10 protein-coding genes are annotated in these 13,814 nt (G+C 69.9%); all 10 read right to left on the bottom strand.

Annotated elements, in window-relative coordinates; all coding sequences use genetic code 11:
• The 10 genes from H1D44_RS03705 to tssJ are packed head-to-tail and all read right to left on the bottom strand — an operon-like array spanning window position 1 to window position 13,806.
• Window positions 1-288: a type VI secretion system PAAR protein gene (locus H1D44_RS03705; protein WP_181513494.1), complete on the bottom strand. Its 288-nt coding sequence runs from the start codon at window positions 286-288 to the stop codon at window positions 1-3.
• 25 nt (window positions 289-313) lie between these two features.
• Window positions 314-892: a GNAT family N-acetyltransferase gene (locus tag H1D44_RS03700; protein WP_181513493.1), complete on the bottom strand. Its 579-nt coding sequence runs from the start codon at window positions 890-892 to the stop codon at window positions 314-316.
• The gene (tssM, locus tag H1D44_RS03695) at window positions 876-4,541 is read right to left on the bottom strand and encodes a type VI secretion system membrane subunit TssM (RefSeq protein WP_181513492.1); all 3,666 of its coding nucleotides are present in this window, start codon (window positions 4,539-4,541) and stop codon (window positions 876-878) included. The genes H1D44_RS03700 and tssM overlap by 17 nt, the downstream gene beginning before the upstream one ends.
• A gap of 5 nt (window positions 4,542-4,546) precedes the next feature.
• The gene (gene tssA, locus H1D44_RS03690) at window positions 4,547-5,992 is read right to left on the bottom strand and encodes a type VI secretion system protein TssA (RefSeq protein WP_181513491.1); all 1,446 of its coding nucleotides are present in this window, start codon (window positions 5,990-5,992) and stop codon (window positions 4,547-4,549) included.
• An 8-nt stretch (window positions 5,993-6,000) separates the two neighbouring features.
• Window positions 6,001-6,654 carry a type VI secretion system-associated protein VasI gene (gene vasI / locus H1D44_RS03685; RefSeq protein ID WP_181513490.1) on the bottom strand — a complete coding sequence of 218 codons (654 nt, stop codon included), beginning with the start codon at window positions 6,652-6,654 and terminating at the stop codon, window positions 6,001-6,003.
• Window positions 6,651-8,267, bottom strand: a complete 1,617-nt coding sequence (locus H1D44_RS03680) for a sigma-54 interaction domain-containing protein (protein ID WP_181513489.1) — start codon at window positions 8,265-8,267, stop codon at window positions 6,651-6,653. The genes vasI and H1D44_RS03680 overlap by 4 nt, the downstream gene beginning before the upstream one ends.
• 3 nt (window positions 8,268-8,270) lie before the next feature.
• The gene (gene tssH, locus H1D44_RS03675) at window positions 8,271-11,060 is read right to left on the bottom strand and encodes a type VI secretion system ATPase TssH (RefSeq protein WP_181513488.1); all 2,790 of its coding nucleotides are present in this window, start codon (window positions 11,058-11,060) and stop codon (window positions 8,271-8,273) included.
• An 8-nt stretch (window positions 11,061-11,068) separates the two neighbouring features.
• Entirely contained in the window at window positions 11,069-11,914 is an 846-nt protein-coding gene (icmH, locus tag H1D44_RS03670) for a type IVB secretion system protein IcmH/DotU (protein WP_181513487.1), read from the bottom strand.
• A 3-nt stretch (window positions 11,915-11,917) separates the two neighbouring features.
• Window positions 11,918-13,252 (bottom strand): type VI secretion system baseplate subunit TssK, encoded by a 1,335-nt coding sequence (tssK, locus tag H1D44_RS03665; protein WP_181513486.1) that lies wholly within the window; start codon window positions 13,250-13,252, stop codon window positions 11,918-11,920.
• Window positions 13,252-13,806: a type VI secretion system lipoprotein TssJ gene (gene tssJ, locus H1D44_RS03660; protein ID WP_181513485.1), complete on the bottom strand. Its 555-nt coding sequence runs from the start codon at window positions 13,804-13,806 to the stop codon at window positions 13,252-13,254. The genes tssK and tssJ overlap by 1 nt, the downstream gene beginning before the upstream one ends.
• Window positions 13,807-13,814: the final 8 nt, after the last annotated feature.

Raw genomic sequence — 13,814 nt, 5'->3', positions numbered from 1 at the left:
TCAGCTGCCCTCCCCGCTGGCGGAACCGATCACAACGCCGCCGCAATCGACGGCGTGGCCGGTGAGCGCTGCCGGCTTGCCATCGATCAGGATGGTGCCCGAGCCCTCGGCAATGGAGCGCGGGTGCGAGGGGTGCTTGGGCTTGTCGTGCGGGGCCAGGGGGTCGCCCAGGCGCGCTGCCGGTTTGCCGTCGATGATCACGGTCGGGCTGCCGGCGGTGACCGGCGTTGGCGGAAAGCCGTCGTGATCGGTGCCGATGTCACCCACGAGTACCAGTTTGCGTCCCATCTGTCGTTCTCCTGTCGCTATTCGCCTAGTCCCACTCGGCGGGCGCTTCGAAGCTGGCCACCTCGAAGGCATTGACGTGCATGCGTGCGAAGCCGGCCTGCTCCAGGCTGCGTATCGCCGACTGGCAGGCCAGCGGCAGCCGGGCGTTGAGCGGTACGCCGTTCAGGCTGAGGCGCGCCGCCCGCAGCAGGCGTGCCCCGTGTCCGCTGCCCTGCCACTCGGGCTCGACGAAGAAGAAGCGCAGCTGCCAGGCCGCTTCGTCATCCGGTCGGCACGCCAGCAGCATGCCGAGGGTAGGCCCTTCGCCGTGGCGCAGCTTGAGCAGCCGGCCCTGCCAGCGGGCGATGTTGCCGCCGTCGCGCTGCAGCCACTGGCCGTGCTGCACGGTGAATTCCAACGCCCGGCGCAGGGTGGCCAAACGGGCCTCGTCGCGCAGTACCCAGGGCGAGTGCCCTTTGGTATCGGCACGCCGGGCCGCCTCGAGGAAGACGTCGATGTCTTCCATCGAGGCCTCCTCCAGCCCTTTCACCGCCTCCTCGGTGCTGGCAGGCGCCGCCTCCTTGCGGCGTTCGCCGCCAAATAGGCGCTTAAAGGCTGCCAACATCGAAGCCTCCTTCGGCGTACAGCGCGGTGGGCAGCTGGAAGCCGGCGACCAGCGGACGGGTGAAGGGGTTGCGCGAGCCGGTGGCATGGAGGCGATAGCGCGCCGTGCCGCCGTCGACCTGGAAACGCAGCTCCAGGTCGCGCTCGCCGGCGCTGGTGATCTCCGCCTCGTCGAGCAGGCGGAACCAGGCCCAGGCGCCGTCGCGGCTGAGGCTGCGCGGCGAGCGGTTGACCTGGCTCGGTACCAGGGTGATGCGGCTCTCATTGCCGCCGCGCAGGGCGTTGGGCCAGATCATCGAGACCCGCGAGCTGGCGCTGTGGGCGTAGTCGATGATCTGCCCGTCGATGTTGATCACGCTGCGCCGCTTGTCGGCGCTCAGGCTCACCGGCTCCAGGGCGAACTCCACGTCGAGCACGCCGTCGCGGCCGAAGTAGGCCTGACGGATCTGCTCGGCGCGCTGGAAGGCGGTGAACACGCTCTGACGCAGCAGCGGGCTGCCCTCGGCATCGACCAGGAACTCGGGCGCCTCTTCGATGAAGGGACGCAGGTTCTCCTGGTAGAAGCGGTCGAGGATGCCGCCGCTGGCGAAGAAGGCCTCGAAGTCAGCCAGTGCCACCTCACGCGAGGCGCTGGGCACCAGCGGGTAGCGGCCCGCCAGACGCTCCTGATAGGGCCCCACCACCTCGTCGAGCCACTGGTGCTCCAGGTGACGGATGGCGCTGGCCATCATCAGCTGCCAGCTCTGGTCGGCCAGGCTCTCGAGCATGCGATCCACCGGGGCCGGGGTGTTCTCGGCAATGCGCTTGAGGTTGTGGATGGGGTCGCCGCCGCGCAGCGCCAGGCGGTCACGGGCGCTGAGGAAAGCCGCCCGGCCCGGGTCGCTGGCGCCCTGTACCTGGCGCAGGTAGTCGCGCAGCTCACCGATGGCCACCTTGATCTCGGCAATGTCGGCCGGGTTGTCGCCACGGGCGTCGAGCAGCCCGTTGAGGTCGCGGAAGTTGCGCTCGATCTCGCCGGCCAGGCGGTAGCGCGGCGAGCGCTCCAGCGCCTGGCGGGCGGCCTCGTCGTCTACCGGCAGCTCGGGGTAGAGCCGGGTGTGGCGCGCCACTTCGCCGAGCAGGCGATCCAGCGGCCGGCTGGCGCCGAGCAGGGTGTCGGCCACGAACACGGCCTGGTCGATGTCGGGCAGCGGTACCAGGTAGAGGTCGTCGAGCACCTGACGCCAGGTCACGTGGTAGTCGCTGACGTAGCGCTCGTGCAGGGCGTCGCGCAGTTGGCGCTCGTCGGCGGCGCTGAAGGCGATGTCGTCACGCTGGCCCAGCACCCAGAGGTCGATCATCGCCAGCTCGGTGGCCTGTTCGATCTCCTTGAGGAAGTAGCCCTCGAAGCCGTCGCGGGTCACCAGGCTGGGTACCTGCAGGCGCTCCAGCTCGTCGTCGCGGGCCATGAACACGGCGTTGAACGACGGACCCACGCCCTGCGGGAGTTCGAGCACCGCGCCGCTGCGGGTGGAGCTCTCCGCCTTGAGGGTGGCGTAGACCCGCTCGTCCATGGGCTGACGCGAGAGCTCTTCCTGAGCGGCCTGTAGACTGCCGCGCAGTGCCGCCATGGCCTGCTCGGCGTGGCGGTCGCCGGAAGCGATCTGGCCTTCGAGGTCGGTGTGCGCCATGGCGTAGGCGAGGTGGTCGAGCAGGCGCTCCTGCACGCTGCCGCGCTGCGGGAAGGCGCGCTGCCAGCGCCGTGCCATGTAGGCTTCGACCCGCTCGGGCTGACGCCCGCTGGCGTCGGACATCATGCGCAGCACGCGCAGCAGGGCCAGCTTCTCGTTGCTGCCCGCCTCGGCGCGGTTCATGTCGTCCATGATGCCGACCATCAGCGAGGGCAGGAAGTGGTAGCCGAGCATCGCCAGATAGGCGCTCTCCACCTGGCGGCCCACGGCGTGACCCTGGTAGAGGCCCATGTCGGCCAGCCACGGCAGGTGCTCACGATAGTCGCCGAACTCCAGGGTGGCGGCGCGCAGCCGGTCGAGGGGCTCCAGCAGCGCATAGCCGGTGGGGTCGTCGCTGCGCAGCTCGTCGGGCTGGGCGGCGAGGAAGGCCTCGGCCTTCTCCTCCACCGCCGCCAGCGCCTGGGTGTTCTTCTGGTAGAAGTGGCTCCAGCCGCCCACCAGCGCCAGACCGCCCACCAGGCAGGCAAAGGCACTGGTACGACGCAGGCGACGCCGCCTCCGGGCGGCACGGGCGTTGTCGCCGGCCAGCCCAGCCTCGGGGTAGATCACCTTCTCGAACAGCTCCTCGGTGAAGTAGAGCGCGCTGCGCGCGGCGCGGTGGGCCGGCTGAGTGGTATCGGCCATGCCGTAGCGGCGCGCGGCGGCGTCGACGAAGGGATCTTCCGGCACGCCCTGCTGGTACACCGAGGTGAAGTAGGTGCCACGCACCATGGCGGCGGTGGAGTAGCGGTCGCTGGAGAGCGCCTCGCGCAGGAAGCCGAGCAGCACGTCGCGCAGGCCGGCGAGCTGGCGCACGAAGCGGAACACCGATTCACGCTCCTCGCGGTCGCGGCACTCGGCCAGCAGCGTGGGCAGGCTGCGGTTGAGGCGCTCGAGCATGGCATCGTAGGAATTGGCGAACTCGTCGGCCCACTGGTCGATACGCTCGACGCTCTCGGCGCTGAAGGTGAAGCCCAGCGGCGCCCGGCGTGCGGCGCGCGAGTAGTGACGGAAGAAGTCGTCGAAGCCGTGCAGCAAGTCCATCTTGCTGAAGGTGACGTAGACCGGCAGGCGCGCGCCGTGGCGCTCCATCAGCTCGCGCATGCGCGCACGCAGCAGCGAGGCGTAGGCCTTGCGCACCGCCACCCGGGCATCGCTCAGCCGCGCCAGGTCGAGCACCAGCACCACGCCGTCCAGCGGGCGCTGGGGGCGGTTGTATTCCAGCCAGCCGACGAAGTGATCCCACAGCCGGCTCTGCATCTCCTGGGGTTCGCCCCCTTCCAGCGCGCCCTGGGTCAGCAGTTCACCGTCGGGGTCGATCAGCACCGCCTTGTCGCCGATCCACCAGTCGAAGCCGTACTGGTTGCCCTTCTTGCCCTGACCGGAAGCCTTCATCACGTGGGTCAGCGCGAAGTTCTGGCCGGAGCGGTTGATCAGGCTGGTCTTGCCGGCGTTCTCCACGCCCATCACCAGGTACCAGGGCAGCTTGTAGCGCGCTCCGGGACCGGCGCCAAGGTTGTCGAGCAGCTCGTGCAGGGTGGCGTTCAGCGTCGCTTCCTGCTGCTCTACCTGAGCCAGCACCGGGTCGAGCTGCAACTGCTCGTTGTGGCGGCGCTCGTCGCTCACCTCGCGGAGCCGGCGAGCGAGGCGGATGCCCCACACCACCGCCACCAGGGTGGCCAGCGCCAGGGTGGCCAGCAGGCGGTTGAGCCAGGGCGCCAGCGGGTAGCTGTCGCGTACCTGCCACATCGGCCCCAGCCACCAGATGGCGGCGACCAGCGCGGCCAGCAGCAGCCACCAGAGCACGGCGGTGAGTTTGCTCGCCTGCTTGCCAATACCCTGGGCCTTGTTACCGTGCATCTTGGCCCGGTTGAGGTTGCTTTCAGCCCTGGAGACGCCGGGTACCCAGCGACTCAGACCGGACTTCACACTTTTCCACATGAGCCTTAGCCCTCGTCCCTGTCGATAATGTTGTTGGAAAGAATCTCGAGTCGCTCGATCAGCGCCGGCTCCCATTGCTCCAGGCCAATGCCGACCAGCGACTGCTGCACCGCGCGATAGTGCTGGGCGGCCAGCGCCGCCAGCCCGGCATCGCGCAGCAGATCGGCGCTGGCCAGACGCCAGTAGGCGACCTCCCGCGGCGAGCGGGCCTCGGCCAGGCCGCGGTCGAGCCCCGTCAGTGCCGCTTCGAGGCCCTCGGCATCGAGCTTTTCGCGCGCCTCGGCGAGCCCCTCCTGCCACGGATCGCCACCGCCTTGCTGTCCGCCCCCGCCGCTACCGCCCGCGGCGGCCTCCAGCCACTGGCGTGTCTCCGCGTCGACGAAGGCGCTGCCGTCGTTGAAGGTCAGCGCTTCGATGCCGGGCAGTCGCTCGACGAAGCGACCCGCCTCGTCGCGAATGGCCGCGGCGCAGCGCGGATGGCCGAGCCGTTCGGCGGCACTCGCGCTGAGACGGTGCCCCTCCAGCCAGTAGGGGCTCACCGCCAGGCTGTTCTCGATGCGCTTCCACAGCTCGGTGTCGGCGCCGCGAGAGAGCGCCTCGCGATACTCCGCCACCCGGTCGGCGGCGGGTGGCGCCAGCTCGGAGCGGACGCCGTCGCGGGTGGCCGGCAGCGCCTGGATGGCATGCCAGATGGCGTGACGCCGCAACCGATAGCCGAGCGGGTCGCTCGGGCTCTGCTCGTTGAGGAAATCGGCCATCTTTAGCAGCGCCTGCCGATTGCCGCGCTCGTTGCCCGCTTCCAGGCGCATCTCGGGCAACTTGGCCGTGGGCGCAGAGGCACCGCTCGGCGCGGTACTTGGCGAAGCCTCTTCCCGCGACGGCGCGGCGGTGGACGCCGCGGCCTGGCTGGGGCGGGCCTGACGCAGCAGGCGCTGCAGGTCCACCAGCGGCTCGTCGGGCAGTTCGAGGCCCCGGGCCGCCGCCAGCAGCGCCTCCAGGGCGCCCTCGCAGGCCTGGTGCTCGTCGGCGGCGTTGTCGAAGTCGAGGGTTTCCGCCAGCGTCAGCGCGCGCTGAGCGAACTGGAGGAACAGCCGTGGCCGCAGCCGTTCGCCCTGCACGCCGGCGTAGGGGTAGGCCTGGTTCCACCAGCCTTCGAGACTGCCGGCGAACAGCCGCAGCGAGAGGGCGAAGCGTACGCCGTCGCCGCCGCGCTGCAGGCAGTGCAGCAGGTGGCCCAGCACCTTGAGGTCCTTGCCGGTTTCGCTCAGCAGGCGCACGGCGCGGGTCTCGGCCCCCTCCCAATCGACTCCGCCGTGCTGCAACGAGCCGATCTTCATCATCTCCTCGTCGAGCCAGGCATAGTCGGCGCTGTCGACCACGGGCCTGCCCACGCCCTCCGGGGGGAGTGCAGCCAGCAGGCCTTCCAGCTGTGTCTCGTTGACGATTCGCATCTCTAACCTCACCAGCGACAGGCGTCGCGCAGCGGCTGAATTGCCTGGCGCAGCCCGGCGGTCTCGAAGCGCAGGCCGTCGAGAGTGGCCTGGTCGCTGCCCAGTGCCAGTTCGTCGGCGTCGAGCAGCTGCTGCAGCGTGGCGATGGCCGGCAGCCCCCGGCCGCCACTGACCACGTAGCCGCCGTCGCGGGCCTGCCATACCTGCTCCAGCTCGCGTCCGCCGGCCTGCAGGCGCACCTGCACCCGGGGGGCCTCCAGCGCCTGAGGCAGGTGGAGCTGGAAGCGGGTGATGGACTTCTCGCAGGCGATGACCAGCTGCGGCCGCGGCGGCACGCTGCCCAGCGCCGGCGCGCTGATGCGCACGTCCTCGCCCTCCTCGCGTACCAGCAGACCCATGTCGTCGCCTTCGCGCTCGGCTTCCTGGGCGTTGATCGCATGCCACAGGGCGGGGCGCAGGTCTTCGCTCACCGCCGCCTCGTCGCGGGTCAGGAACAGAGCGTCGTAACAGCCCAGCCGCTCCAGGCGCGAGGACTCGGCCGCGCACTCGCGGGCCTGGGCCACCACGGTTTCGGCGGTATCGCCCCAGGCGTCGGCGGCAACGATCAGGCTCACGGCCAGCGCCAACCATGGCGCGCAGCGGAAAACAGAGGTCGAACTCATTTGGCATCCAGTTCCAGCAGTCGGCACTTGTGTGCCAGGGTGCGCTTGGGCAGGCCGAGGCTCTCGGCCGCCAGGGCGCGATTGCCGTCAAACAGCAGCAGTCGTTGGCGGATCAACTCCGCCTCGTAGTCGCGCAGAGCACGCCGCAGGTCCTGCACGCTGTCGGCGGTCGCGCTGAACGGCGGCGTCCGCACGGCATCGCCATCGTCGTTCGCTTCGGTGTCGGCCCGCTCGGGCAGCGCCGTCGGGGCAACGTCCTCTCCCGGGCGTGTCATGGCGCAGGCGTAGTCGATCAGGTTTTTCAGCTCGCGCACGTTGCCCGGATAGTCGCGCTCGCGCAGCAGGCGCAGCGCGGCCGGCGTGATGCCCATCTCGTCGCGCCCCTCACGGGCGCAGAAATTGGCCACGAAGGCTTCCGCCAACTCGCCGATGTCCTCGCTGCGCTCGCGCAGCGGCGGCAGGGTCAGCGGGAACTGCCCCAGCCGGTAGTAGAGGTCGGCGCGGAAACGCTGGTCGCGAATCCGTTCGCGCAACGGCTGATGGGTGGCCGCCACCAGGCGCAGGTCGGCGCGGCGTTCCTCGCTCGAGCCCAGCGGCCGATAGCGGCCGTTTTCCAGCACTCGCAGCAGCTTGGCCTGCAGTGGCAGCGGCATGTCGCCGATCTCGTCGAGGAACAGGGTGCCGCCGTCGGCCTGGCTGATCAGCCCTTCACGGGCCTGGTCGGCACCGGAGAAGGCGCCCTTGGCGTGGCCGAACAGCTCCGATTCCAACAGCGACTCGGGGATCGCCGCGCAGTTGATCGCCATGAAGGCGCCCTGGCTGCGCGCCGAGAACTGGTGAATGGCGCGCGCCACCCGGTCCTTGCCGGTACCGGTCTCGCCCTGCAGCAGCACCGCCAGGTTGGTTTCCGCCGCACGCACCACCTGGCTGCGCAGCGCCTGCATGGCCTTTGATCCGCCCAGCAGATCCGCGGCCAGCCGCTCGGCCAGGGCCTGGCGCCGGGCGCCGTCGCTCAACTGAGCCAGCGACTGACGCAGGCTCGCCTCACGCTGACGCTCGCCCTGGTGGCGGGTCAGCCCCGCCCACAGTCGGCACAGCAGCGCCTCGAAGGCAGCGAACTCGCCGTCCGCCTCGAGCCGGGCGAGGGTGGCCGCTTCCCCGGCCATGGCCAGGGCACCGAGCCACTCACGCTTGCCGTCCAGCGCCCGCAGCGGACGCACCACCAGTTGCAGCCCGCCGGAAAGCGCCGCCACCTGAGCCTGGAAGTCGGCGTGGTCGAGCCGCGAACGCGCCTCCAGCAGGCCAAGACGCAGCGGCTTGCCCTGACGAATGGCGTGGGCATAGGGGTGACGGAAGTCGTCGCAGTCGAAGCGCATGTCACTATCGTCGCCACCCAGACCGTCGCCACCCAGCCAGCGGCCGCTGCCGTCGAGGTAGAGACAGCTGACCCAGGCCAGTTGGTGGCTGGCCTGGAGAATGCCGCTGGCGCAGGCGCGCAGCTCGGCGGGCGAGGCGCTTTCGACCAGCGCCAGCGCGCGCGCCATGCCGTCGAGGCCGGGCCCCGTCGGCAGGTCGCCTTCGCACCAGCGCATGTCGATCGCCTTCGCCGTCATCGCCTACACCACCTCCGCGGTGAAGGCGCCCGCCTCGTCGACGCCCAGGGCCACCCGGGTCACCGGCTCGCGCCGCGCCATGCGGTCGAGCAGCGCCCGCGACACCGGCGGCAGCAGCTCGCCGTCGATCACCGACTCGAGCATGCGCGCGCCGTTCTCGCTGCGGGTGGCGCGTACGCAGATGGCGTCGCGCAGGGCCTCGTCGAGCACCACTTCGGCCTGGCGATGGCGCGAGCGGATACGCTCGGCCAGGGTGTCGAGCTTGGCCGCCACGATGTCGCGCAGGGTGTCGGCGCCCAGCGGGAAGTAGGGCACCACTTCCATGCGCGCCAGCAGCGCCGGCTTGAAGAAGCCCGCCAGCACCGGGTAGAGCGCGTCGTCCAGCGCCGCGGGCTCGTCGGCGTGGGCGACGATGGCCTCGTAGCCGAGGTTCGAGGTGAGGAAGAACACCACGTTCTTGCAGTCGATCAGACGCCCTTCCCCATCGGCCAGCTCACCCTTGTCGAAGGCCTGATAGAACAGGTTGAGCACGTCCGGGTGGGCCTTCTCGACCTCGTCGAGCAGCACCACCGAGTAAGGCCGCTGACGGATCGCCTCGGTCAGCAGACCGCCCTCGCCGAAGCCCACGTAGCCCGGCGGCGAGCCGATCAGCCGCGACACGGTGTGCTTCTCCTGGTACTCGGACATGTTGATGGTGGTGAGGAACTGGCGACCGCCGTAGAGGCGCTCGGCGATCTGCACCACGGTCTCGGTCTTGCCCACGCCGCTGGGGCCGACCAGCAGGAAGGCACCCAGCGGGCGGCCGGGACGGCGCAGGTCGGCGCGGGCGGTGAGCAGGTGGCGATGCACGCGCTCGATGGCCACGTCCTGGCCCTGCACCAGCCGGCCAAGATGCTCGGGCAGCTCGGTGAGACGGGTCAGCTCGTCGCTGGTCATGCGCTCCACCGGCACCCCGGTCCAGTCGCCGATGACCTGGGCGATCTGTGCCTCCTCGACGCTGGCGTTGACCAGGGCGAACTCCTGCTGCAGCTCGGCCAGACGCGCCTCGTGGCGGGCCAGGGCTTCGTGCGGATCTTCTGCTGCTGCGACGGCGACCTCATCGGCAGCCTCGCCGACGCTCTCTTCAGGGCTCTCGGCGACACCTGCTTCAAGTCCTGCTTCAAGACCTTCTGCAAGACCATCTGCAGGGCTCGCGGCGGCGGCATCCGCTGCCGCCACGCCGTCGCTGGCCACCTCGGTCTCGGCAGCCGCAGGCTCGACCTCGGCGTCGTCATTGCCCGCTTCGAGCAGCTGACGATGCAGCGCGATGATGGCGTCGACGCACTCGCGCTGGTCGATCCAGGCCGCCTCGAGCCGCTCGACCTCTTCCTCCAGGCGTGCCAGGCGGGCGTCGAGCTCGGCCTCGCGGGCCGGGTCGGGGCTGCGCCCCAGCAGGCGTTCGCGGTCGAGCTGCTCGCGCTCGCGCTGGGCGGAAATGTGCTCGCTCTTGAGGTGGCTGAGCCGGCGCGGCGGAGTATCCAGCGCCTGGGAGAGCCGTGCACAGGCGGTGTCGAGCACGTCGATGGCCTTGTCGGGCAGCTGGCGGCCGGCCAGGTAGCGCGCCGAAAGCTCGGCGGCGGCGCGCAGGCCGCTGTCGCCCACCAGCACGCCGTGGGCGTTCTCGTAGGTGTCGCGCAGGCCGCGCAGGATCATCAGCGCCTGGTCGACGCTGGGCTCGGCCAGGGCCACCGGCTGGAAGCGCCGGGAGAGCGCCGGGTCCTTCTCGAAGTACTTCTTGTACTCACGCCAGGTGGTGGCGGCGATGGTGCGCAGCTCGCCGCGGGCCAGGGCCGGCTTGAGCAGGTTGGCAGCGTCGCCGCCGCCCTCCTGGTTGCCGGCGCCGATCAGGGTGTGGGCCTCGTCGATGAACAGCAGGATCGGCCGGGGCGAGGTCTTGACCTCCTCGATCACCGCCTTGAGGCGCTTCTCGAACTCGCCCTTGACCGCGGCACCGGCCTGCAGCGCGCCGAGGTCGAGGCTCATCAGCTCGACGTCGGCCAGCGCCGAGGGCACGCGACCTTCGACGATGCGCGCGGCGAGGCCCTCGACCACGGCGCTCTTGCCCACCCCGGCATCGCCGATGACGATGGGGTTGTTCTTGCGCCGGCGGCCGAGGATGTCGAGCATCTGGTCGATTTCCGGATCGCGGCACAGCACCGGGTCGAGCTCGCCGCGGCGGGCCTGCTCGGTGAGCGAGGTGGCGAAGCGTGCCAGGGCGCTATCGCCCTGGGCGGCCTGGGCCGGGCGACGACCGGCGTCGCCGGAGTCGGCGCGGGGCGCCTCGGCAGAATCGGCGGCCAACCGCTCGAAGCCACGACGCAGCCCCTCACGATTGATCTCGGCCAGCAGCGTGGCGCTGCGCGGCCCCACATAGCGCCCGGTGTTGTGCAGCAGGGCGGTGAAGATCAGGCCGCTGCGCAGGCTGTCGTAGGCGAACTCAGTCGTGGCCAGCAGCCAGGCGTCCTGCAGCAGCTCGACCAGCAGCGGTGAAAAGCTCGGCGTGGTGACGGCCAGGTCCCGCGGCGGGCGGGTCTCCTCGACCAGCCGCGCGCGCAGCTCATGAAGGTCGACGCCCTGCCCTTCGAGCAGGCAGCGCAGGTCGCACAGCGGCTGATCGATCAGCGCCAGCAGCAGGTGGCCGGCGGTGACCTCGGGAGCCTGCTGCTCGGCGCACAGCACCGCGGCCTGCTCCAGGCCTTGACGGGAAACGGCGTTGAGACGGCCGATGAGCGCGGGAAGCTCTACCCTGAGCATGGGATCTCCTAACGGTAAATCTGATCGAGAAGGGTACCGACCTGGGCCGCTTGCTGATCGAGCGTCCAGGCGAAGCCCAGGTAGGCACCGACCATGGCGACGGCGAACAGCGCGAACACGCCCCACACCGGGATGCCGCGACCGCGGTGGCGCCGCCCCGGCATGACGTTGTCGAGCGGCCGGGTCAGGCTGTCCTCAGGGGTGTCGCTGAGCGACGCCAACTGGTCGCCGAGGGTGCGTACGATGTGCTCGTACTCCTCGCGGCCGTGGTCCATGACCTTGTAGCGCCCCTCGAAGCCGAGACACAGGCAGAGGTAGATGAACTCCAGCATGTCGCGGTAGCGCTGCGGCTCCTGCTGCAGCCGGGCGAGGATCGAGAAGACCTTCTCGCCGCCCCAGGTCTCGTTGTGGAAACGCGTCAGCAGCGAGTGCTCGGCCCAGCTGCTCTGGTGACCCCAGGGCGTGGCCATTACCGCCTCGTCGATGAACGAGCAGAGCACATAGCGGAAGGCCAGCAGCGTAGGCCGGTCGTAGCCCTGCTCGGTGAGCTCCACCTCGATGGCGGCGATCTCGTCGACCACCTGGCGGTAGAGCCGGTCGAGATCGCCAATGCCGTCGAGCTGGCGCACCCGCAGCACCATGCCCAGCAGCGAACTGGCGGCGTCGGCCAGGGGGTTGAGGTTGTAGCCGCGCAGGCGGAACCAGTACTCCTCGTCGGCGTCGAGCTGTTCGGCATGGCTGTGGATCAGCCGCTCCAGCCCGCTCTCGTCGATGCGGTCCTCGTGGCGGGTGGGGGCATAGCGCGCCACGGCGCCAGCCTCGGGTTCGTATCGCGTGGTGGCAAGTTCTTGCATGGCTTAGCTCCTGATCGCCCAGAACTGCATTTCGAGCCCGGGGAATTCGCCCGCCACGTGGAAGGCGAAACCGCTGGCACCGTCGAGCATGCTCCAGGCCTGGCTCTGCCGGTCGAGGCGGAAGTAGCTGTAGCCGGCGTGGTAGGGCAGTTCGCGCGGGGCCACCGGCAGCGGCTCCAGCGGCACGCCGGGCAGCTGCAGGCTGATGAGGTCGCGGATGCGCTCCACGCTGGCCACCTTGGTCTGCTGCAGGAACAGCTTGCGCAGCCGCTCGTGGGGCATGTCGGCACGCACCGCGAGGATGAAATCGGCGCTTTCGAGCAGGGCCGGATCGGCCAGCGGTGCCACCAGCAGGCCGTAGCGGCGCGACTGCAGCTGGATCGCCAGTGCGCGCGGCTCGAGCACGGTGGAGAGCGCCTGACGCAGGCTCTGCATCAGCATGCGGAAGGCCCGCTCGGGGTGGTCGTGGTCATAGGCCGGATACTCCGGCGGCAGCCGCGACTCGTCGGTGAAGGTCGTGAGCTCGCTGGCGGTTTCCAGCATGGTGGCGAACAGCCGCTCCGGATGCAGGTGACCCAGGCGCGCCAGGTGCTGGAAGCGCGGCTGGGCGCGGTTGAGCAACTGCAGCAGCATGAAGTCGGAGACGTCGGCCACGCCGGCCTGGTGCGGCGAGGCGAGGCGATGGGCGATATTGCGCGCGCGTTCGCGCATCAGTCCGGCCATCTCGCCGACGAAGCGCTGCAGCACCGGCGCCGCCTGCACGTTGAGCAGCGTGGGGATGAACTGCTCGTCGAGCACCAGGCTGCCGTCGGGGCGCCGCTCGTGGATGCGTGCCACCGCCAGGCAGGTGTAGGCGCTGCGGTCGTCGCGCTCAAGCAGCAGCCTGGGCGCGACCCGGGCGACATCGAGAATGGCGGTATCGCCATCGCGGGAGTGCAGGTCGCGTACGCTGCGCTGGGCCAGGCGATAGCGGGTCGGCAGGTCGTCGTCGGGCCAGCGCACCTCACCCACCGCATCGGTGGCCAGCGGCAGGCAGAGGTAGACGAGCTGGTTGGCGATACCGGCGTCGTCGATCTCCAGCGGCTGCGGCTCGATATCGTCTTCGGGCAGCAGGAAGGCCGTACCGTCGGGCATCACGCCGCTGGCACGGCCGATGGCGATGCGCCCGAAGCTCAGGTACTCGGCGTTGAGCTCCAGGGTCTGGAAGCCGTACAGAGCGTGGCTGATGCCGCGCAGGCGCGTCTCGAGCAGGCCCTCGAGGCTGCGCTGCTGCTGCTGGAAGTGCTGCGGCTTGATGAACAGCCCTTCGCTCCATACCACTCGGTTGCGGCTGGCCATCAGTCTTCCTTCCTCAGCTCGGCCTCGTCGGCGCGCAGGTGCACCAGCAGGTGGTAGTCCTCACTGCGCGAGGCGACCCGCACCACCTTCTTCCATTCGGTCTGGTCGGGGTTGTTGTAGAAGGCGATCAGCCCGATGTAGCGGGTCTCTTCGTCGATGTCGAACGGCTCGTAGAACTTCCACTGCCCCGGCAGCAGGGTGAAGTCGTCATGCGACAGATAGTTGGTGCCCAGGGCGCCTTCCAGATCGTTGAGCAGCTGCTGGTGGTCGGCTGCCATCAGCATGGAGTCGTCCTTGAGCTGCAGGATCTGGAAGCGCAGCGGCGTACCCTCGCCCTCGAAGTTGGGATTGACGTCGGGCTCGGCGAGCATGGCCAGATCGACCCGGGTCGGACGGTCTTCAGGGTGGCCCACCGGGATCGAGGGATCGCGGATCACCTGCCAGGTCTTGCCGATGGTGGTACAGCCGCTGAGAACCAGCGCCAGCAGCAGCACCGCCAGCCACGCCAAGGAGCGCCCCGAGGCCTTGCTTGCGCGCAAAAGTCTTGTACTCATGTTTCCTG

The sequence above is a fragment of the Billgrantia kenyensis genome (assembly GCF_013697085.1).
Classification (GTDB): domain Bacteria; phylum Pseudomonadota; class Gammaproteobacteria; order Pseudomonadales; family Halomonadaceae; genus Halomonas; species Halomonas kenyensis.
Note: the sequence above shows the minus strand (reverse complement) of the source record. Positions and strands in the feature narration are given on the sequence as shown.

What these genes read in the sequence shown, in the direction of transcription:
- H1D44_RS03705 (WP_181513494.1), bottom strand. Translation starts at nt 288, where the DNA reads ATGGGACGCAAACTGGTACTCGTGGGTGACATCGGCACCGATCACGAC.
- H1D44_RS03700 (WP_181513493.1), bottom strand. Translation starts at nt 892, where the DNA reads ATGTTGGCAGCCTTTAAGCGCCTATTTGGCGGCGAACGCCGCAAGGAG.
- tssM (WP_181513492.1), bottom strand. Translation starts at nt 4,541, where the DNA reads ATGTGGAAAAGTGTGAAGTCCGGTCTGAGTCGCTGGGTACCCGGCGTC.
- tssA (WP_181513491.1), bottom strand. Translation starts at nt 5,992, where the DNA reads ATGCGAATCGTCAACGAGACACAGCTGGAAGGCCTGCTGGCTGCACTC.
- vasI (WP_181513490.1), bottom strand. Translation starts at nt 6,654, where the DNA reads ATGAGTTCGACCTCTGTTTTCCGCTGCGCGCCATGGTTGGCGCTGGCC.
- H1D44_RS03680 (WP_181513489.1), bottom strand. Translation starts at nt 8,267, where the DNA reads ATGACGGCGAAGGCGATCGACATGCGCTGGTGCGAAGGCGACCTGCCG.
- tssH (WP_181513488.1), bottom strand. Translation starts at nt 11,060, where the DNA reads ATGCTCAGGGTAGAGCTTCCCGCGCTCATCGGCCGTCTCAACGCCGTT.
- icmH (WP_181513487.1), bottom strand. Translation starts at nt 11,914, where the DNA reads ATGCAAGAACTTGCCACCACGCGATACGAACCCGAGGCTGGCGCCGTG.
- tssK (WP_181513486.1), bottom strand. Translation starts at nt 13,252, where the DNA reads ATGGCCAGCCGCAACCGAGTGGTATGGAGCGAAGGGCTGTTCATCAAG.
- tssJ (WP_181513485.1), bottom strand. Translation starts at nt 13,806, where the DNA reads ATGAGTACAAGACTTTTGCGCGCAAGCAAGGCCTCGGGGCGCTCCTTG.